We start from the raw sequence: 20,415 nt of genomic DNA, 5'->3' as shown, positions 1-20,415 counted from the left end.
GATGTGGCGCTCGCGGAATTGCTTGCGAGCAAAATGGAGGGAGGCCGCTCGCGGCGGGAATTTTTCAAGTTGCTCGCCGCCGCCGGGTTGGCGGTTCCGTTGATGGGGAGGTCGGCTTATGCCGCAGACTCTGCAGGCATACTGAAGAAGCGCCTGAACTTCATGGATTCGTTCTACACGCTGAACAACGATTACTTCAATCAGATGGACAGTGGCGCCGGGCAGGCCGCCGCGGTGCTCAACATCGCGGAATCGCGTGAGTTGAACAATGGCGACGTCAACGTCCAGAAGAGCCATGTGGAGAACGCCCCGAACCTCGGCATAGACGGCATCACAATGGTGGCCGCGACCGAGGGGTCGGAGATCGATCTGCTGCGGCTGGTCAACCGGTTGCGCATCCCGACCGTCAACAATCACACAAAGGCGGTTTGGAATACGCCGGTCGACAGTGGCGATTATTATGTCGCGTTCCATGCTCCCGCGAATGTCACGGCCACCCGGGCACGGTCGGCACAGGTGTTCGAGAGGCTGGGCGGCAAGGGCAAGGTTGTCTATATCGAAGGTATCCTCGGAAATCCGGTCGAGACCGAGCGCGGTCATGGCTTCGACCTCGCGCTGAAGGACTATCCGGGCATCGAACTCGTGGCCCGTCGCCCCGGCGGTTGGAGCCGCACCACGACCGCGCCGGCAATCGCCGATATCCTGACTGCGCATCCCGACATCGACGCCGTGATCGTCTCCAACGACGACTCCGCGGTCGCCGTCGTCAACGCCCTGGAGCAGCGTGGCATCAAGGCGCTGGTCAGCGGCTGCGACGCAATTCCCGATATGATCGACATGATCGCCAACGGACGCGCCTTCAACACTTATGCCTATGGTCCGGCCTGGCTGGGCGCCTATTCGACGGTGGCCGTGTTCGACTATGTCAACGGATGGCGTCCCTCGCTACCCGAACGGATGATGATTTTCGGCGGCTACATACTGGATACGCCCGAGGCTGCGAAGAAGTACAAGGAACTGAATTCGGGATCGGCTTCACCCTATGACTTCCTGAAAATGTCGAAGGTCCTGCATCCGGACGATTGGAATCCGCAGAACCTGCTCATTCCGTTGGTGCCCGAGGATCATTGGACATGGCGGGGCGAGAAGCCTGCCAGCTATCAATTGCCGAAGGAATATGCGCAGGCCAAGGACAAGGGCGAGTTCGAACGCGTCGCCAAGCTCTATGCCGATCGCTTCTCGTCGGATCCGTTTTCACCGGTGCGCGAGCTGACTTCCAACAAGGGTCCGATCGTCATCGGGCCGAACTAGACGCGCTAGGCGGCCATGGCAGGTTCTTCGTCAGCGACTGAACGGCCCGGCACACTTGGTGCCGGCCGCACGGCTGCGAGCGAGCGCATTGGAAGCGCATCGCCGCCGCTCCTGGAAATACGGAACATCGGCAAAAGCTTCGGCGGCGTCCGAGCGCTTTCCGGCGTGAGCCTGACGCTGCGCAAGGGCGAGGTCATCGGCCTCGTCGGCGAGAACGGCGCGGGCAAATCGACGCTGCTGAAGACGATCAGCGGCAACCTCCGGCCCGACTCTGGCGCCTTGCTCGTGAACGGCCGCGATGTCTCGCTCCGCAACTATGCCGATGCCAACCGCGAAGGCATTTTCCACATCTATCAGGATCTCGCCCTGATCCCGACCCTGTCGGTCTACGAGAATATGCTGCTGGCACACGAGGGGGCGTTTTCCCGCTTCGGCGTGGTCGACAATCGCGCGATGCTGCGGCATGTCACCGACCTCCTTGCTGAGTTCGGTCATGAACGCATCGATGCGTCGCGGAAGGTCGAAACCTACGATCTTTCCACCCGGCAGGTCATTGAAATCATCAAGTCGTTTGCGCTGGCGAAACTGGCGGGAATTGAATCGCCGGTGATGCTGCTGGACGAGCCGACGGCGGCGCTAACCGGTGACGAGGTCGAATTCCTGATGCGGCTCATCCAGGCGACGCGAGAGCGCGCGGCGATCATCTATGTTTCGCATCGCCTGTCCGAAGTCATCGAGATCAGCGACCGCCTCTATGTGCTGAAGGATGGCGCCATGGTTGCCGAACTGCCGGCAACGGGCTTGGCCGAGAACCGGCTGCACGAATTGATGGTCGGACGTACGCGCGATGAATTCTTCTATTGCGAGCACAAGCAGCAGGAGCCGCAGGGCGAGGTGGTGCTTGAGGTGGGCGGCCTGTCCCGGACCGGGTCTTTCGCCGATGTGGCGTTCAATCTTCGTGGCGGGGAGATCCTGGGTGTGGCCGGTCTGCTCGGCTCGGGCAAATCCGATCTTGGTGGGGTGCTTGCGGGCGCTTTGTCCGGGGCCACTGGAACCATCAGGGTCGGCGGCACGATCGTTCCGAAGAACCTCTCAATCCGGGTGATGAGTGACTTAGGCATCGGCTATCTGCCGCCCGATCGCCGGGACGGCGTGATACCGCCGCTTTCCGTAGCCTCGAATATGAGCCTTGCCCGGCTGACCCGCCACGGCGAACGCTATTGGCTCAACCTGGCGGGCGAGAGGCGCGACGCGGTCGAATTCGTCGCAACACTGGGCATCAAGACGGCGGGGATCGACGCGCAGATATCGACCCTGAGCGGCGGCAACCAGCAGAAGGTCCTGCTCGCACGCTGGCTGCTCCGTCAGACCAAGGTTCTCATCCTCGACAACCCGACCAACGGTGTCGATGCCGGGGCGAAGGAAGAGATCTACGGCGTCCTCCGGCGCATCGCCGCCGAGGGCGTGGGCATCCTTCTGGTCAGTGATGACCTGCTCGAGTTGATCGGGCTCAGCAACCGCATTCTCGTCATGCGCGGCGGCACCCTGGTGCGCGAGGTGCCGGCGCCGCCGAACGGTAAGCCCGGCGAGGTCGAACTCGTCGCGGACATGGTCTAGGTCGCGGGCAATCAGGGAGCAGGACAATTCAACCTACAACGCAGGACCCATCCGCCGCGGCGCGGCCCACCGGCCATTCCAGCCTTCGGCAACAATCCTGGCGGCCGCAAATCTCCGTGGCAGCCATCAGTCCGTGGCTGGCGCTGATCGCGATGATCATCGTGTTTACGGCGTTGAACGGCCGCTTCCTTACCATTGGCAATGCCATCAACATCCTGCAGCAGGCGGCCGTTCTTATCGTGCTCAGCGTTGGCGGCACCTTCATCATCCTGATGGGCAGCATCGACCTCGCCGTGGGCTCGATGGTGTCACTGGCCGGAATGAGCGCAGCGATGCTGATCCGCGATCACGGCGAATGGGCCGTCATTCTGGTGCCCTTCATCACCATGCTCGTCAGCGCTATCGCCGGCGTGCTTTTCGCCTACGCCAGGCTTCCGTCGTTTCTGACCACTCTTGGCATGCTCTACGCGATCAACGGCATGACGCTCTATGTCACGCAGGGCGCGGCGATCAACCTTCCGACGGACCTGGTAATCGGATCGATCTTCAACGGCAGTCTGCTGGGCGTGCCCACGGTCGCGCTGTGGGCGATCGGTATCGCGCTTGCAGCCACTTTCGTCGCCAGACGGACCCGTTTCGGCCGGTTCATCTATGCGATCGGCGGCGGCGAGACCGTGGCCAAACTCTGCGGCGTGCCGGTGGCGCGCTACAAGCTCTACGCCTTTCTGGTCTCCGGCTTCCTGTCCGGTGTGGCCGGGATATTCCTTATGCTGCGGATCGGCGGCAGCGACCCGACGATGGGCGACCCGATGCTGCTGCCGGCGATCGCCGCTGTTGTCATGGGCGGTACGCCGCTCACCGGGGGTGTCGGCGGACCGCACCGGACGATTCTTGGCGTTCTCATCATAACGATCCTGCAGAACGGCATGAATCTCGCCAATGTGAACCCCTTCCTGCAGAACGTTGTTCTTGGCGCCGGCGTCATCGCGGCCGTTGCCGTCAACATGGACCGCAAGCGGCTCTTGTCGGTTAAATGACCGATAGACATGAGACGATCTTTCAGTTGCTCAGGAGGCAATAATGCGAGCGAAATATGACTTCTCCGGACGGTCGGTGCTTGTCATCGGCGGTACGACCGGAATAGGGCGTGCGACGGCCCTGGCCTTTGCGGAGGCCAGCGCCAATCTTTACGTGGCCGGCCTTGGCGCCGCTGAAGGCCGCAGCCTGATCGAAGAGGTCGGCAAGCGTCATCCCGGCATCGCCATCGAGTTCGCCGAGGTCGACGTCCGCAGCGAGGACGCGGTCCGCAAGTTTCACGAAACTGCCTACAAGCGCTTCGGGCGCATCGACGTCGCCTTCAACAATGCAGGGGTTCCCGGCAAGACGGCGCCGATCCATGAACTCGACCAGGCCGACTTCGACCTGATCACCGAGGTCAATCTGCGCGGCATCTTCTTCGGCATGAAGTACCAGATCCCGCATATGCTGGCGAATGGCGGCGGCGCGATCGTAAACACCTCGTCGCTATTCGGCGTGATGGGCTACGCCACCACGGCCGTCTACTGCGCCAGCAAATGGGGCGTGATCGGGTTGACGAATTCGGCCGCCCTCGAAGTCGCAAGATCGAATATCCGTATCAACGCGATTGCACCGGGCTCGACCATGACCCCGCTCCTCACCAATATGTTCGGCGGCGAGCAGAGTGCAAGGGACACGGTCGTGCCGTCCTTGCCGATGGGGCGGATCGCCGACCCGTCGGAGATAGCCCGCCTGGTGCTGTTTCTGGCATCGGACGAAGCCTCGTTCATCACCGGACAGGCTGTCATCATCGACGGTGGCGGCTTTGTCGCCGGCGCCGATAAGACCGTCGCCTAGCCTCTACCGATCTTCGAGCCGCGCAGGCATTGGACGAAAGTGGGGCCTCTCCAGCCAACTGGAACGGTCTCACCAACGTCTCCCGAGACATGTCGCCTGGAAGAGACTTCGGTTTTGGTAGAACGCGACGCGCTTTAGACAGGGCGGTTCATCGTCTCACGCGGAAACGCAAGACCGCTCCATCTCTTCGTCTTGACGCAATTCCCGACGGAGAACCGCTTTACACCGTTCCCGGAATTGCTCTGCTATGCCGAAGCGGCGTAGCGCCGGGCAAGCGCGGACATACCGACCGCGAGCACGAGAATTCCGCCCTTGAAGATCGGCTGAAAATGGGTGGGGGCGCCGAAGATGCTGAGCCCGTTGAATCCTACCGCGAGAATGAGCACGCCGACCAACGTTCCGGTTATGTGAAACTCACCCTCCTTGAGCGTGGCCGACCCCAGGAATACAGCGGCGAAGGCGTCGAGAAGATAGCCGTCGGCGGCCGCCAGCGTACCGCTGCCGAGCAGCGAGGACAGCAGCGTTCCGGTCAATGCGGCGCAGAAGCCGGCGGTGGCAAAGGCAAAGATCTTGATGCGGTCCACCCGGATGCCCGACAGCCTTGCTGCCTCCAGATTGCCGCCGACAGCCTGCATCTTCTGGCCGATGTCGGTCTTGTTCAAGATGACCCAAAGCGCAATCAGCACGATCACCATGATGATCACCGGGTTGGGCAGGCCGAAGACCAGCCGGCCGAGCGCAATATCGGTGAAGGCACGCGGGATGCCGGTCGCGATCGGGAAGGAGCTATAGGTGAAGCCTATACCCGTCAGCATCGTTCCGACACCCAGTGTCGAGATGACGGCATTGATCCTCACCTTGGTCACCAGTATCCCGTTGAAGGCGCCGATCGCCGCACCGAGCAGCAGTGCGCAGACAATGCTGAGCCAGATCGGAAAACCCTGGTAAGCCATCAGGCCGGTAACGATCAGGCCGACGAAGCTCGCGACATAGCCGATGCTCAGATCGAACTCACCAACAACAAGCGTATAGGTCAGCCCGGAGGCGATGATCGCGGTGAGGGAAGCCTGGCTGAGAATATTGAGGAAGTTGGCGCGCGACAGGAAGATTCCTGGTGCGTTCGCCGAGAAGAAGACCACCATCAGCAGGAGCCCGACAATCGTGCCGTAGCGAGAGAGCCATATCAGCGCGGTTCGCTTCCATGAGGATTTGCGCAGCGGCGCGTCCTTCGCCGCGGTTCCGGCCTGGGCCATCATGCGATTTCTCCTTCTGCGTCATTGGTGTCGTGGTAGCTGAGCTCGATGATCCGCGCCTCGGTGATATCGGAGCCGGTCAACTCGCCGGAAATGCGGCCTTCGCGCATGACAAGGACACGATCGGCGAGAAGCGCGAGTTCCTCGACATCAGATGATATCGCCAGGATGCCGACACCGGACCGGGCAAGCGCGCGGATCGCATCGTGTATTTCTTCACGAGCGCCAACATCGACACCTCGCGACGGCTCGTCGAGAATGAGGAGCTTGGTTCCGGCATTGAGCCAGCGGGCGATCAGCGCCTTTTGCTGGTTACCGCCTGAAAGGCCGCCGATTTTCGTCTCGATGCCGGGCGTCTTGATGCCTAGCTGAGCTACGAGGCCCTCCGCCTGACGGCGGGCCTTCCGGCCGGAGACGAACGGCAGACCTGGAATGGCGCGCAGCTTCTTCAAGGTGGATATGTTGATGTTGAAGCCCACCGACTGCTGCAGCATTACTCCCTGCGAGCGGCGCTCCTCCGGAACCAGAGCTATACCGGCGCGAACCGCTTGTGCCTCGTTGGCGATGTCTAGTCTTTTGCCGTCGAGTTCGAAATGACCTGCATCCGGCCGGGCAACGCCAGCCACGAGATGGGCAAGTTCGGTCCGTCCCGCACCGACGAGGCCGCCGAGCGCAAGGACCTCACCCTTGTGGAGATCGAAACTCACGCCTTTCACGGCGCTCTTCCAGGCGACGTCGCGGACCGAGAAGATCGGCTGCCGGCTGCGGTCGGCGGCGAAACGGGCGCGCTCGTCGGGTGGGCGTATGTCATGGCCGATGATGGCTCTGACCAGGCCCTTCTTGTCGAGCGTTCCGCGCTCCGCGGCATCGACGATTCGCCCATCGCGCAACACGGTGATCCTGTCGCAGAGCTGAAGCACTTCTTCCAGCCGGTGGGAGACATAGAGGATGGCGACGCCTTGGGCGGAGAGATCGCGGATGATGGCAAAGAGCTGCTCGCTCTCCGGCCCCGAGAGCGATGCGGTGGGCTCGTCCATGGCGATCATGCTGGCGTCGCGCACGAGAGCCTTGCTGATCATGACAAGCCAGCGCTGGGCCACAGAGAGCTCGGAGACCTTTGTCTCGAGTGGAAAACGGATGCCGACACGCTCGGCGGCGGCGCGGGCGGCGACACCGGAACGCTGCCAGTCGATCACGCCGAAACGCGTGACCTTGGGTGCGCCGAGCAATATGTTCTGCAGCGCGTTGAAATGCGGGATCAGGTTCAGCTCCTGATGGATGAAGGCAAGCCCGGCCTGTTCCGAGGCTCTCGGCGACCCCTTTGGCAGATCCTCGCCCGCCACCGTGACGCTGCCCTCGTCAGGCACCGTCACCCCGGCGAGGCAGCGGATCAGCGTGGACTTGCCGGCGCCGTTGGCGCCGACCAGGCCATGTACCTTGCCGCGCTCGATGTCGAGATCGGCGTGGTCGAGGGCAAGTTCTCCAGCGAAGGATTTGGTCAGGCCTCGGATGCGCATCCAGGGCCCGCCTGGCGCGACGGACGGCATCTAGCTGTGCCGCCCCGCCAGGCGCCGCGAACTGATCTCACAGTCCATTGGGATGTTCGGCCATGAACTTGTCGATATTGTCCTTGGTGACCACGATGCCGGGGATCTGGATATCCTTCGGCTGCCAGGAAGCGCCGGCCTTGATCGAGTCGAGAACCGCCTGGAACACTTCCTTGCCCTCTTGGAAGGCCGGCTGCCAGACGGTCGCCGTGAGGTCGCCTTCCTTGACCAGTTGCAGTGCTTGTGGGCTGCCGTTGATGGAGACCGTGGTGACGTCGGTGCGTCCGGCCTGGCGCATCGCGGCGACGGCCCCTTGCATCGGCTCGTCCCAGCAGGCCCAGATGGCCAGCGGCTTGTCCCCGCCGGCGGGATGCGCGGTGAGCCAGGCCGCGGCGGTCGCGTTGCCGAACTGGACCTGTCCCGGCGCCGTCACTTCGCTGTAATCCACCTTGACGTCGGACTTGGCCTTCACGCCCTCGTCGAAAGCGACGCCGCGGTCGATACAGAGCTTTCCCGGATGGAAGGTCATCGCCAGGACGTTGGCTTTGTCGCCAACCTTGTCGGTCAGGAACTTCACCGAGTCGTCGCCGACCTGACGGCCGCTTGTCGTCACCACGATGCCGGGAACGATTTCGCCGCCCCATGTGGCGACTGGAATGCCAGCGTCGCGCGCCGCGGCCAGACCGGAGCCGATGGAACTGCTGGCGAAGGCAAGCACGAAGATCGCGTCGACTTTTTGCGCGGCGAAAGAATTCATTGCAGCGTTCGCCTGGTCGGCGCTCGCCTGGGTGTCCGTCACCTTGACATCCCAGCCGGCAGCCTTGGCGGCCTCGGTGGCGCCGCCGATGACGGCTATATTGAGCGCATCGTTGGCCAGAAGTGCAACGACGCCAAGCGTTTTCGCCTCGGCGACGGTGGCCACCATCATGGCGCTGGCCGTCAAAGCGGCAAGCAGCAGTTTATACATTTGGAAACTCCTCCCTTTCGTTTCAGTCCGTCCCCACGACGAGGCCGGTTCCTTGCTTGCACGAGGGGTCGTGAATTGGTTTGCCCTCGTATCCTAAAGACCAGCGCGGCCGCCGAAGAGTGCCGAAGCGGTATGCTTGTCCAAAATCGAGCGGCGCCAGCAGATCGGATTCTACGGCTTTGCTCGGAGTTTAGCCCGTATTTGATAGCGGTATCACGTTCACATTTGAAAAGTCGGAAACCGGACAGTCTGAAATCACGCGAAAATCCGGCTTTGGCTCAAAAACGAACAGCCGTCATCGCCTTCTTGCGTCTTTGCTTATTTTCTCTTGTTAGCGGTATCACGTCAAGGCTATGGATGGCGAGGGCGTAGGTGAATTTTGCCGCAGATATCTTGCGGTCATGGCTACAGGAGGATCAACCATGCAAGTGAAGTACGATTTTTCCGGCAAGAACGTCATTTTGATCGGGGGAACGACCGGCATTGGCCGCGCCACGGCGCTGGCCTTCGCCCGGGCGGGTGCCAATCTCTATGTTTCGGGCATCGGCGCCAAATTCGGAGAGAGCCTCAAGGAAGAGGTGAGGCCGCTGGGTGTCGAGATAGAGTTCACGGAAACCGACGTGCGCGACAGCAAGGCGATGGCCATGCTGCACCAGAAGGCCTTCGAACGCTTCGGCAGGATCGATGTCGCCTTCAACAATGCGGGCGTGCCCGGCAAGACGGCGCCCGTGCACGAACTCGACGACGCGGACTACGATTTCCTGATGGACGTCAATTTGCGTGGGATTTTCAACGGGCTGAGACATCAGGTCCCGCATATGACAGCGAAGGGCGGCGGTGCGATCGTCAACACCTCCTCGCTGTTCGGCGTCATGGGTTTTGCCACCACCGCCGTCTATTGCGCCAGCAAATGGGGCGTGATCGGGCTGACCAACTCGGTGGCGCTGGAAGTGGCTCGCAAGAACATCCGGGTCAACGCCATCGCGCCCGGCTCTGTGATGACGCCGCTGTTGAGCGGCATGTTCGGTAGCGAGCAGAGCGCGAAAGATACCGTTTTGCCGATGATTCCCATGGGGCGCATCAGCGATCCGTCGGAGATCGCCCAGCTTGTGCTGTTCCTCGCCTCGGATGCGGCCTCGTTCATCACCGGCCAGGCCATCGTGATCGATGGCGGCGGCTTCGTCGCCGGCGCGGACCAGCTCTGAACACAGGTCCGGACACTATCCGCAGGTCGGGTTTCAAGACCCCAGCATTTGGTTGGCAGTGTCCCAGGCCGTTGGGTTCTTGTCGAGACTTGGTATCGTTTGGGCGGGTGCTTGCGCGCCCGCCCGTCTTGGCTCAGCCGACCCGGCTTTCCTCGCCCTTCGCAAGCGCGATCTCCACCACCTGCAAGCCCTTGTCGGTGAGGCGCGAAGGAAACGTGGTGCGCAGCCGATCCTCGTGGACCGGGATCACCCGCCGCACTTCCCCGCCCACCGACTTCAGCATTTGCGCACTGGAGAATATCAAATTGTGCTGGCTCCCGACGGCCAGGCCAATCGGCACGATCTGTGGCGCCTCGGGATCAAGGCCGGTCAGATTGTCGTACGTATAGATGAGGTCGCCGGCGAAGACCCACTTGTCCTCGCCGTCCCTGGCGCCGTCGTTGCGGACGGTGACGTACATGCTGCCATAGGTGTGGGTATCCGCCGCCAGATGGACATCGATACCCGGCAGGACATCCGCCTGGTCGCCGTCGATGCAGATCATCCGCCCCTCTTTCGCCGCCTCGACCGCGCGCACGATGTCAGCCGGATCGCCGCCACCGGTCAGGAAACGATATTCCGGGCTCAAGGTCAGAGCCCAGACCCATTTGTCCAGTTCGCTCTTCTGCACATAGAATTTTGCGTTTGGAAACAGATGGATGGCGCCCATGTGGTCGAAGTGGGCATGCGTGATGAACACGCTGGTCACGTCTTCCGGGGCAACGCCGCACTCGGCCAGGACCGCGCGCGGCCCGTGATAGTTTGACACGCCATAGGCGGTCGCCAATTGTTCGCCATAGGCAACGTGGTCGTAGCCGGTGTCGATCAGGATCGTCTCGCCTTTTCCCTTAAGCAACACATAGGCATAGGGCAGCTTGCGTGTGCCCTGGTGCTGTGGGCCGTACATCATGACGCTAAAGGGGAATTTTTCCACCGCCGCGTATTCGAGCACCCAAATCGAGTAGTCCGCCATCCTGTCCTCCCTGACAATTTTCCTAAGTGACGTTCTGCAGCAGGCGCTGCGGCGCGTGGGCCGCGCAGCACGCCTGGCCGAAATCGACAAGTTCGAATCCCGGTAACAGGCGGGCCGTCGTCCGAAGGTGATCGCTCGACGAGCGCAGCATGCGCACGAGTGCGTCGCTTTGCTCGGAGGCATCGACCCGAAGGCAATCCAATGTCGCGGCACAGGCCTGGAGGAGGGCGGCGGCGGCAGCGCGCAGGTGATGATGATGATGTTCGGCAATCTTGGGGACCGCAAGCGCGCGCACCGCTTCGGATGCTCGCATTGCCGCCTCGCGCGCGCCGGCGAGCGCGCCTTCGGCGAGCGGGGCACGGTTGCGCGAGGTCATCAGAAGCAGCGCAAAGCCAGCGACTTGTGTCAGCGTGTCGCTGATGAGCTGTTGAACTGGCCGGGCAGCCGCCACATAGCGCAGCACCGTCTCGTCCGCTCGGCTGTCTGCCGTTTTGTCCATTGCGATCTCCGCGGCACCTGCAGGTGCCCCCCTTTAGCCATAGCTGTTTTTGGTAGCGGTAACAACAAAATCTCAAAATTCTGCGGCAAAGGCTTGTTTGTGAGCGTGCGCAATGATTTGATTTCTGCCGCTACATCGGACTGTGACAGGAATGCCAAAAAAATCGTCTGGAGACGGAAACACGCAGGCCGGGAGCGCCAGGATGCGCGACGTGGCGGTGCGCGCCGGCGTCTCCACCATGACCGTTTCACGCGTGCTGAATGGACCCGGCAAAGTCTCCGAGGAGATGCGCGAAAAGGTGCTCCGGGTGGTTCGCGAGATCGGCTATCTGCCGAATCATTTGGCAGGCAGCCTCTCGTCGAGCCGCTCGACGACGATCGGCCTTATCGTGCCAAGCATCGACAACTCTATCTATACGCAAACGGTCAAGGGCCTGTCGGAAGTGCTCAAGCGCTCGGGCTTCCAGCTGATGATCGCGGAGTCAGGCTACGACCCCAACGAAGAGGAAGAACTGATAACGATCTTCCTCAGTCAGCGGGTGAGCGGCCTGGTCCTGCACAGCACCGAGCATACACCGCAAGCGGCGGAGAAGATCCGGAAATCAGGCATACCTGTGGTCGAGAACGGAAATATACCCGAAGAACCGCTGGATATGGTGGTCAGTTTTTCCAACCGCGAAGCGTCCTATGCGATGACGATGCATCTCGGCCGTCTTGGATACCGCAAGATTGCTTTCGCCAGTCTCTACTCGGTGCACAACGACCGCTCGCAGGATCGGCTGCAGGGCTATCATGCCGCGTTGAACCAGCTCGGGCTCGATCCCGACCCTCGCATCGTCCTGGAAACCGAGCGCGGCCTCGCCGCCGGGGCGGAAGTGATGGCACGCGTGGTGCAGAGCGTGCCGGAAGTCGACGCGCTGTTTTGCGCGGGCGACGTGCTGGCGGTTGGCGCTCTGTTTGAGTGCCAGAAACGGGGTTGGCCGGTCCCGGGCCGGATCGCCCTGGCAAGCTTCGACGACGTGGACCTTCTGCGTCACGTCAGTCCATCCGTCAGCACGCTGAGGCTGCCGCGCTATGACATCGGAGAACGGACGGCGCGAATCCTGCTGAGTCGAATCATCGACGGCGCCGAGCATCTGCGCGGCAGCGTGATCGATCTGAAATTTGAATTGATCCAGCGCGAAAGCACCTGACTTCAGATATCCGGTATCACCCGTTGCATCGCTGACATCGCTGCTCTAAACTCGAAATCTGTTACCGGTAACAGATTTAAATCGCCGCGCAGCCCTTTATTCGGCCAAGGACGAGGACGTTGATGATGCTCACAGAGCAGCGGAGCAGGGTATGAGCGTGGAGGAGACGGCACCGCTGGTGCTTCCTGCCCCGGCAAAAGTCCTGAGCGAGCGCCGCGCGCTGATCACCGGCTCCACCGCAGGGTTGGGACAAGCGATCGCCGCCCGGCTTGCCGAGGCCGGCTGCAGCGTCATGCTGCATGGGCTGGAAACGCCCGAAACGGTCGAGCCGCAGCGTCAAGCCCTGGCCCACCGGACGGGCGCGCAAATTGCCTACCACATGGCCGACCTGTCCACGTCGGCGGGCGTGGAGTCGCTTGTCGCGGCCGCCGGCGCCGAACTTGGCGGGGTGGACATTCTTATCAACAACGCGGTCGTGCGGCATTTCGCGTCGATCATGGATTTTCCGCCCGAGCAATGGGATCTGGCGCTGGCCGTGAACCTTTCGGCCATTTTCCATGCGGTCCGGCTGTTGCTGCCGCCGATGCGGGCGCAGAATTTCGGGCGCATCTTCAACATAACCTCCGTCTACGGCATGCGCGGCACACCAGGCCGTGTCGGCTATGTCACGACGAAATCGGCCATACTGGGCCTTACCCGGGCCGTGGCGTTGGAGAATTTGGACGTTGACGTCACCTGCCATAGTCTCTGTCCGGGTTCGGTCCTGACACCCGGTACCGAGAGCCGGGTGGAAGAATTGATGGCGGATCGAGGCATCGACCGCAGTGCGGCGGAGCGCCTCTTTCTCGAGGGTAAACAGCCTGGCGGCAGCTTCGTCTCACCGCAGAGCGTTTCCGATCTCCTGGTTTTTCTCTGTGGACCGATTGGCCGTGACATGACGGGAGCGATGCTTCCGGTCGAGGGAGGATGGCTTGCCAGCTGATCGGATCCGGATCTGCATGATCCGGCACCACGGCGGCCTGGCAGCGAAAGGAGCCACAGATGGATGATATCTACGAACTCTACGCCGTTCGCTACGGTCACCACGACCGCAATGCAGCCGCGAATTTCATCGGCGGCGATCCCCATGACGGTCCAATGCCTCTCGACTACTTTGTCTGGGCCATCGTCGGCAAGACGCGGACCTTCGTCTTCGATACCGGCTTTGACGCCAAGGTGGCGCAGAAGCGGCAACGGCATTTGCTGCGTCCGGTCGGCGAGGGGCTGAAGATGATCGGGATCGAGCCTGGCAAGGTCGAGGACGTCATCCTGTCGCATATGCATTTCGACCATGCGGGCAACCACGATCTGTTTCCCAATGCCCGCTACCACGTCCAGGACGTGGAGATGGCATATTGCACCGGGCGCTGCATGTGCCACGACTATCTGCGCCACCCTTTCGCCTACGAGGACGTGGCGAGCATGGTCGCCAAGCTCTTCGCCGGGCGGGTGGCGTTCCATGATGGGGTCAGCGAGGTCGCCCCGAACCTCACGGTGCATCGCGTCGGCGGCCACTCGAAGGGATTGCAGGTGGTCCGGGTGAAGACGGCGCGCGGCTGGGTGGTGCTCGGCTCCGATGCTTCGCACTTTTATGCCAATTTCGAGCAGAACCGACCCTTCCCGGTGCTGGAAAGCGCTACCGACATGCTGGAGGGCTACGACACGATGCGCAAGCTCGCGAGTTCGCCCAAACATATCATCCCCGGCCACGACCCGCTCGTCCTGACGCGCTATCCGGCCGCATTGCCAGGGGTCGACGATATCGTGCGCCTGGACCTCGATCCGATTGCGGCAGCGCCCTGAGCGCGCGGACACGAGCTGCACCCAACCTATAAAGCGGAGATCACGATGACCAACCTTAAACTGGGTTTTGCCGGTATTGGACGCATGGGAACGCCGATGGTGAAACGGCTCATGGCGGCCGGATACACCGTAAGCGTCTACGACACCAATGACGTCGCTGTCGCGGCGTTGACGAGAGAGGGCGCGGGAAGGGCCAAGACCCCGGCGGAACTGATGGGCCTGTCGGATGTGGTTCTCCTGTCGCTTCCGACGCCTGAGATAGTCCACGCGATCGCGCTCGGGCCGGATGGGCTCGTGTCGGGCAAGGGGGCGAAAATCGTCGTCGACCTGTCGACAACCGGCCCGCGCACCGAGCGGCAGGTGGCCGAAGGCTTGAAGGCCGCTGGCATTACTACGGTTGACTGTCCGGTGAGCGGCGGCGTCGGCGGCGCCGAGAAAGGCACGCTCGCCATCATGGTTGCCTGCGACGTGTCGACGATGGAGACGGTGCGACCGATCCTGGAAACACTCGGCAAGCCGATCCACGTCGGCGCCGAGCCCGGCATGGGGCAGATGATGAAGGTGATCAACAATCTGATGTCCGTCACGGCGCTGTCCATTGCATCCGAGGCTCTGGTGCTCGCCACCAAGGCCGGGCTCGATCCCGATATCCTGATCGAAGTGATCAATTCGGGCAGCGGAAGCTCAAATGCGACGATGACCAAGATACCGAAATTCGTCCTGACGCGCGGCTTCGATTTCGGCTTCTCGATTGGTCTGTCGGCAAAGGATATCCGCCTCTGCCTCGAGGAAAGCGATGCGCTCGGCGTTCCGATGATCGTGGGCGGCGCGGTGCGGCAACTTCTGACGGTGGCAAAGAGCGATCTTGGCGCCGATGCGGACCTTACCGAAATCATCAAGCCGATAGAGGGTTGGGCTGGCGTTACGGTCGCCGGTGCGAAGGCGAGGGCTTGATCCCTTGGCAATTGCAGATCGGAGACACGGCTCATGACCGGCGACGTTTCACAGCCTGCCGTCGCGGGCCTCTCGCGCCGGCTCGCGGCTTTTGTGCATCGCTCACGCTGGGAGGACATCCCGGAGCCGGTGCGCGCACACGCGATGAAGGCCGTCTTCAATGGCTTTGGAACGGCTCTTGGTGGCTCGTCCGATCAGGCAGTGCTGCGGCTGACCAAGAGCCTCGCGCCGTTTTCGTCCGGCGAGACGGCGACCGTCATCGGCCATGCCCAGCGGCAGGACCTATTGACAGCCGCGTTCCTGAACGCCGCAGCGATAAATGTCTTCGATTTCGACGACACCCATGCTGGCACGATCATCCATCCCACCGCGCCCATCCTGCCCGTCGTGCTGGCACTTGCGGAAACGCGAGCGGTCAGTGGTGCGCAACTCCTTCATGCTTTTGCTCTCGGAGTGGAGGTCGCTTGCCGCATCGGCAATGCAGTCTCGCCTGGCCATTACGACCGCGGCTGGCACATCACTTCCACATGCGGGATCTTCGGCGCCGCCGTGGCTGCGGCGAAGCTCCTCGACCTGACCGAGGACGAGATACTTTGGTCACTCGGCAATGCCTCGGCACAAGCTTCAGGTCTCGTCGAGACCCTCGGCTTCATGGCCAAGAGCACTGGCGTCGGCAATGCCGCCCGTGGTGGTCTCATCTCCGCCCTGATGGCGCAGTGCGGGGTCGAAGGGCCGCCGCAGCCGCTCGAAGGGCCGCGCGGCTTCCTCAAAGTCTGCTCGGACCAACCTAAGCCTGAGCGGATCGAGGACGGACTGGGCGCTGAGTGGGAAATCATGCGCAATATGTTCAAGCCTTACCCCTGCGGAGTGGTGCTGAACCCTGTGATCGACGCTTGCCTCGCCGCTCGTGCCACCCCCAATTTCTCAGCAGGCCAGATTGCCGGGGTTGTCGTGCGCGGCGCCCCCTTGCTCAAGGCCCGCGCCGATCGCCCCGAAGTCACCACGGGGCGCGAGGCGCAGGTGAGCGCCCAGCATGCGGTGGCCGTCAGTCTGTTGCGCGGCCATGCTGGTGCGGAAGACTTCAGCGATGCCGCGGTGAACGATCCGCAGGTCAAGGCCCTCCGTGCCAAGGTGCGCCCAGTCGAGGTCGACGCCAGCGCGTCGGTCGAATCCGCGCATGTCTCAATCCGGTACACGGATGGCTCTTCCGTAGCGGTATCCGAAGGCGTTGCTACCGGCAGCCTCTCTCGACCTATGTCGGACGCAGCGCTCCAGGAGAAATTTGCCGCCCTGGCCCGCTACGGTTGCCCGAAACTTGCCGTACGTTCGCTTGCCGATCGGCTTTGGACGCTTGCCGATCAGAAAAACGTCGGTGATCTCATGATGCTCGCTCGCCCCGAAGAGGCATATCCATAGGCACTTGCTCTAGAGCAATTCCAGGAAAAGTGTGAAACGGTTTTCCGTCCGGAATTGCGTAAAAACAAGGAGTTAGAGCGGGTCGCCGTTTCCGTGAAACGGTGAACTGCTCTAGGCGTCGTGAAAGGATGCCTTACTGGAGTGCGACGAAGGTCGGGAACGGCGCTATTTCGCCGGCCTCTCAACCCCCCATTCCCATACACGTCATGTGACCTCGATCGCCTCTTGCGGAGGAGGAAAATCTAACGTTCCGGCTGAGCCCGCTTATGAGAAATCAGAGCCATAAGCCGACGGTTGCGCCATGCCGAACGGGCCTCAAGCTCTGGCTTTGCCAGTACTTCCCGGCGCTCGGCCGTGGCGAATTCTATCAGATCAGGAGACCAAGGTTTCGGATCGCGGCGATCCTGCGCGATCGAGTGGTAAAGCGTTCCCAAACGTTGCGCGTAATCCTCTATGCCACCGGGCGCATTCAGATCGATCGTCTCGAACGGTCCCATGAACGACCAGCGCAGCCCGAGACCATGAGCAACTGTTCGATCGATGTCGGCCACACTTGCCAAGCCCGCATCCAACAGCGCCCAGGCCTCGTTCAGCAGCGCACCTTGGAGGCGGTTGAGAATAAAGCCTTCGATCTCACGGTTGACGACGATCGGTACCTGTCCGACTTGCTCCATCGCCTCGCGCAGCCATGGAACGATTTCCGGATCTGTCCATGGCGCGGGTACCAGTTCGACAAGCGGTACCAGATGCGGCGGATTGACCGGGTGGGCGATCAGAAAGCGCGATCGCCTTGGGGCCTGTTCAGTGAACATCGAAGCCGGTATGCCGGAGCTGGAACTGCCTACCACCGCATCGTCACGTATGGCTGCACCGATCTCGGCGCAAACGGCGGTTTTTACATCGGCGCGTTCGAAGACCGATTCCTGCACGTAGTCGGCCGCCGATACCGCATCGACCATGCTGTCGACCACTTCGATGCGTCGCGCGATTGCATCGACGTCATCGACCAAGCCGAATTCCAGCATGTCCAAAAGACTGGCGCGGATACGAGAGGGCGCGGTTTGCCGGATGAGTTCATTTGCGTCGAATAGGCGAACCGGGATGCCGGCACGCGCAAAGACCAGCGCCCAGCCGCTTCCGACGAGGCCGCCGCCAACAACGGCGACTTGCTTCAAGTTTGTTGACATCATCGTACCTTGGATGTCTCGCCGTCAGCCAGGCAGATTTCCGAAATGCGCAGTCCGTCCTTGGTGATCCGCGACGGAAAGCGGTCCTTGAGCCTTTCCTCGTGTACTGGAATGACACGTTGCGCTTCATAGCCGACCTGTTTCATCATCGCTTCGGTGGCCAGCAGCAGGTTCTGTTGGCTGCCAAGAGCAAGACCGACCGGCACATACATCGGCGTATCGACATCGACGACGCCCCCTGGGCCTTCGACATTCTCGAAGACATAGACCAGGTCGCCGGCGAGCACCCAGGCGTCGGAAGACCGCGCCTTGCCGTCGTTGCGGACATTGACCCACATGGACGCAAAGGTGTGGCTGTCGTAGGCGACATGAAGGTCGATCCCCGGAAGAGCGTTCTCTACGGTGCCATCGACGCAAATGAGCCGTTTCTGGCGCGCAAGATCGACGCCACGGATGATGTCACCGGGATCGACAGCCACCATCATCCAGCGGAGCCTGTCAGGCAGCGACATCGCCCAGGTCCACTTCGCGATCTCGCGCTCCTGAATGTAGAATTTCGCCTTCGGAAAATCCTCGACATTGCCGAAATGGTCGAAATGGGCGTGGGTGATGAAGACCGTATCGACCTCCTCGGGTGTCAGGCCGACCCCGGCGAGAACCTCCTTTGGGGAGCGCCAGTTCTCGACACCGAACTTGTCTCCAAGGTGCTTTCCATAGTCTTTGTCGTTGTAACCGACATCCACCATGGCAACGTGTCCGTTGCCTTTGATCAGGGCGTAGCAGTACGGAAGTTTGACGTAGCCCTGGTTGTGCGCGCCATAAAGAACGCCACTTTTATGGTATTTGGTGACGTAGGAATATTCGAGAATCCAGATCGAATACTGTGACATTATTTCCTCCCTAGACTGATGATAAGCGACCTTCGGCCCCGCAGTTGCAACAGGAATGCCTGAAGTCGACCATGGTCATTCCGAAGCGATCCTCGGATGCCGATTGCAGATGCCTGTAAGCCGCCGACAAATTGCCGAGCGGCTCGGCGAGGTCTGGGGTGCTCTTGGCAGCTTGCTGCTCGCGCAAAACAGCGAGGCAGGTGCCCACGAGCCTGTGTGCGCTGATCAACTGCTGCAGATGCACATCAAGGCGAGACGTTGTCCGCAACTTTGAAAGGCGTTCGCGGAGTTCGTCGAACAATTCCGCGGCACTGGCGATAGACGGAAGATCGAGCACTTCGCGGCGGCCGCTTGCCTGCAGCAGGATCATCAGGCCAGCGACCTGCCCGATTAAACGCTTAAGACCGTTGTAGACTTGGCGGGCCTCGAGACCATAGGCGACCACCTCATCCGCCACACCTTCAGGCAGAGACAAGGCCGCGACTTCGCGAGCGGGGCCAAAGCCAGCACAGTCCGGGCCATGAATTTGCGCCGCCCAGTCCAGCATCGACAGAGAAGACTCATTGCCTGCCATCGATTGCCCTCGTGGTGCTGCGTTCGACGAGTTTTCCCGGAATGCGCTGCAGGGCGGGCTGACTGGCATCGTTGCGCGACAGGGACAGCGTCAGGTCCACGGTGCGCTCCACCATCAGTTCCATTGGCTGACCAACAGTTGTGAGATCATGCGACGGCCAGGAGGCCATCGCGATGTCATCGAAACCAACGACGGACAGACGGTCCGGTATCGAAAGGCCGAAATCGCGTCTTGCCGCGTCCATGGCGCCGATCGCCAGGATGTCGTTCGCACAGAAAAGCGCGGTCGGTGGTTCGTCGGACGAGAGAAACCCATGCGCGGCGGCATGGCCGGCCGCGTAGCTGAATTCCTGCCCTACGCTGCTGAGAGGAGCCTGCACGCCTCTTTCCAGGCAGCGGGCATGAAAACCCTTCCAGCGATCGACGTTGGTCGAGGCATTCGGCAAGCCGGCGACATAGGCCAGGCGCCTGTGTCCGAGATCGATCAGGTGGTCGGCGACCGTCCTGCCGCCGAGTTCATTGTCGCAGGTCACCGCATAGGAGCGCTGGCTTGCATCGTAGCGGTTGAAGAACACGACGGGTGTACCGACCTTGCGGCAGGCATCGGACGATGCCGAAGAAAGCGTCGTGGCCAGGATGATCACCACGTCGGGGTGATAGGAGAGCAGGACGCGAAGCGTCTCATCCTCGCTGCGCTTTGGGTCGGTCACCACCAGCATCACATTCAGGTCCAGGGCTTGCAGCTTTCCTGTCAGCCGCGTCAGCACTTCGGGATAGAATGGATTGGTGATGTCGGACACGACGATGCCGACGATGCGGCTGCTCTTGGTGATGAGGCCGCGTGCGAGCGGATTGGGCTGGTAGCCGAGTTCCGCCGCGCGCGCGAGGATCCTCGCGCGCGTCTTTGGCGCGATCACGGCGTCCTCGTAAAAGGCTCGCGAAACCGTGGATACCGACATGCCCAACTGTCTTGCCAAATCTTTCACCGTTATGCGGGGCGTGTGAGGCTGCTTCAGGGCGACTTCGGTCATGGCTGCTAGGCTCCAGTTTTAGCGGCGAACCATGTTTCGACGTG

The 20,415-nt window shown here is 61.7% G+C and carries 19 protein-coding genes; 10 read left to right on the top strand and 9 right to left on the bottom strand.

From position 1 onward, the window contains the following. Positions 1 to 162: 162 nt before the first annotated feature. The 4 genes from MESCI2_RS0105530 to MESCI2_RS0105515 all read left to right on the top strand — a co-directional run bounded on the left by MESCI2_RS0105530 (position 163) and on the right by MESCI2_RS0105515 (position 4,803). On the top strand, positions 163 to 1,311 hold the full coding sequence (locus tag MESCI2_RS0105530; RefSeq protein WP_197031514.1) for a sugar ABC transporter substrate-binding protein: 1,149 nt from the start codon (positions 163 to 165) through the stop codon (positions 1,309 to 1,311). 165 nt (positions 1,312 to 1,476) lie between these two features. Then, complete coding sequence (locus MESCI2_RS0105525; protein ID WP_197031513.1) at positions 1,477 to 2,928, top strand: sugar ABC transporter ATP-binding protein; 1,452 nt, start codon at positions 1,477 to 1,479, stop codon at positions 2,926 to 2,928. Positions 2,929 to 3,044: 116 nt separating this feature from the next. Beyond that, positions 3,045 to 3,965: an ABC transporter permease gene (locus MESCI2_RS0105520; RefSeq protein WP_050580522.1), complete on the top strand. Its 921-nt coding sequence runs from the start codon at positions 3,045 to 3,047 to the stop codon at positions 3,963 to 3,965. A gap of 43 nt (positions 3,966 to 4,008) precedes the next feature. After that, entirely contained in the window at positions 4,009 to 4,803 is a 795-nt protein-coding gene (locus tag MESCI2_RS0105515) for an SDR family NAD(P)-dependent oxidoreductase (protein ID WP_027035692.1), read from the top strand. 245 nt (positions 4,804 to 5,048) lie between these two features. On the opposite strand, the gene MESCI2_RS0105510 is transcribed toward MESCI2_RS0105515, so the two are convergent. The 3 genes from MESCI2_RS0105510 to MESCI2_RS01000000134340 form a co-directional block, all read right to left on the bottom strand. Then, positions 5,049 to 6,059 (bottom strand): ABC transporter permease, encoded by a 1,011-nt coding sequence (locus MESCI2_RS0105510; protein ID WP_245270226.1) that lies wholly within the window; start codon positions 6,057 to 6,059, stop codon positions 5,049 to 5,051. Then, on the bottom strand, positions 6,056 to 7,573 hold the full coding sequence (locus MESCI2_RS0105505) for a sugar ABC transporter ATP-binding protein (RefSeq protein ID WP_197031512.1): 1,518 nt from the start codon (positions 7,571 to 7,573) through the stop codon (positions 6,056 to 6,058). Before MESCI2_RS0105505 ends, MESCI2_RS0105510 begins: the two co-directional genes overlap by 4 nt. 67 nt (positions 7,574 to 7,640) lie before the next feature. Further along, complete coding sequence (locus MESCI2_RS01000000134340; protein ID WP_050596474.1) at positions 7,641 to 8,570, bottom strand: sugar ABC transporter substrate-binding protein; 930 nt, start codon at positions 8,568 to 8,570, stop codon at positions 7,641 to 7,643. 422 nt (positions 8,571 to 8,992) lie between these two features. Between MESCI2_RS01000000134340 and MESCI2_RS0105495 the strand changes: the two genes are divergently transcribed. Further along, a complete protein-coding gene (locus MESCI2_RS0105495; protein WP_027035689.1) occupies positions 8,993 to 9,775 on the top strand; it encodes an SDR family NAD(P)-dependent oxidoreductase in 783 nt (260 codons plus the stop codon). Positions 9,776 to 9,908: 133 nt separating this feature from the next. On the opposite strand, the gene MESCI2_RS0105490 is transcribed toward MESCI2_RS0105495, so the two are convergent. After that, on the bottom strand, positions 9,909 to 10,787 hold the full coding sequence (locus tag MESCI2_RS0105490; RefSeq protein WP_027035688.1) for an N-acyl homoserine lactonase family protein: 879 nt from the start codon (positions 10,785 to 10,787) through the stop codon (positions 9,909 to 9,911). A 22-nt stretch (positions 10,788 to 10,809) separates the two neighbouring features. Continuing rightward, positions 10,810 to 11,286, bottom strand: a complete 477-nt coding sequence (locus MESCI2_RS0105485) for a hypothetical protein (protein WP_027035687.1) — start codon at positions 11,284 to 11,286, stop codon at positions 10,810 to 10,812. Positions 11,287 to 11,488: 202 nt separating this feature from the next. Here MESCI2_RS0105485 and MESCI2_RS0105480 point away from each other — a divergent pair, with 202 nt between their 5' ends. From MESCI2_RS0105480 to MESCI2_RS0105460, 5 genes are all read left to right on the top strand, one after another. Beyond that, positions 11,489 to 12,478 (top strand): LacI family DNA-binding transcriptional regulator, encoded by a 990-nt coding sequence (locus MESCI2_RS0105480; RefSeq protein ID WP_027035686.1) that lies wholly within the window; start codon positions 11,489 to 11,491, stop codon positions 12,476 to 12,478. Between the two features lie 151 nt (positions 12,479 to 12,629). Continuing rightward, complete coding sequence (locus MESCI2_RS0105475; protein ID WP_050596472.1) at positions 12,630 to 13,460, top strand: SDR family NAD(P)-dependent oxidoreductase; 831 nt, start codon at positions 12,630 to 12,632, stop codon at positions 13,458 to 13,460. 59 nt (positions 13,461 to 13,519) lie between these two features. Further along, the gene (locus tag MESCI2_RS0105470; protein WP_027035684.1) at positions 13,520 to 14,320 is read left to right on the top strand and encodes an N-acyl homoserine lactonase family protein; all 801 of its coding nucleotides are present in this window, start codon (positions 13,520 to 13,522) and stop codon (positions 14,318 to 14,320) included. 45 nt (positions 14,321 to 14,365) lie between these two features. Further along, a complete protein-coding gene (locus MESCI2_RS0105465) occupies positions 14,366 to 15,274 on the top strand; it encodes an NAD(P)-dependent oxidoreductase (protein ID WP_027035683.1) in 909 nt (302 codons plus the stop codon). A 33-nt stretch (positions 15,275 to 15,307) separates the two neighbouring features. Next, positions 15,308 to 16,690: an MmgE/PrpD family protein gene (locus tag MESCI2_RS0105460; RefSeq protein ID WP_027035682.1), complete on the top strand. Its 1,383-nt coding sequence runs from the start codon at positions 15,308 to 15,310 to the stop codon at positions 16,688 to 16,690. A gap of 242 nt (positions 16,691 to 16,932) precedes the next feature. Here MESCI2_RS0105460 and MESCI2_RS0105455 read toward each other — a convergent pair whose 3' ends face one another. Genes MESCI2_RS0105455 through MESCI2_RS0105440 form a run of 4 tightly spaced genes read right to left on the bottom strand, consistent with a single transcriptional unit; the run spans position 16,933 to position 20,371 of the window. Beyond that, positions 16,933 to 17,865 (bottom strand): 3-hydroxyacyl-CoA dehydrogenase, encoded by a 933-nt coding sequence (locus MESCI2_RS0105455; protein WP_197031511.1) that lies wholly within the window; start codon positions 17,863 to 17,865, stop codon positions 16,933 to 16,935. A gap of 11 nt (positions 17,866 to 17,876) precedes the next feature. Continuing rightward, positions 17,877 to 18,767 (bottom strand): N-acyl homoserine lactonase family protein, encoded by an 891-nt coding sequence (locus tag MESCI2_RS0105450; protein WP_027035680.1) that lies wholly within the window; start codon positions 18,765 to 18,767, stop codon positions 17,877 to 17,879. A 10-nt stretch (positions 18,768 to 18,777) separates the two neighbouring features. Further along, entirely contained in the window at positions 18,778 to 19,341 is a 564-nt protein-coding gene (locus MESCI2_RS0105445) for a hypothetical protein (protein WP_155936579.1), read from the bottom strand. Beyond that, complete coding sequence (locus tag MESCI2_RS0105440; RefSeq protein WP_081738599.1) at positions 19,328 to 20,371, bottom strand: LacI family DNA-binding transcriptional regulator; 1,044 nt, start codon at positions 20,369 to 20,371, stop codon at positions 19,328 to 19,330. The genes MESCI2_RS0105445 and MESCI2_RS0105440 overlap by 14 nt, the downstream gene beginning before the upstream one ends. Positions 20,372 to 20,415: the final 44 nt, after the last annotated feature.

Origin of the sequence: Mesorhizobium ciceri WSM4083, assembly GCF_000519305.1 — a bacterium.
GTDB lineage: Bacteria > Pseudomonadota > Alphaproteobacteria > Rhizobiales > Rhizobiaceae > Mesorhizobium > Mesorhizobium ciceri_B.
The sequence above is the reverse complement of the archived record's forward strand: the minus strand, read 5'-3'. Positions and strand labels throughout refer to the sequence as shown.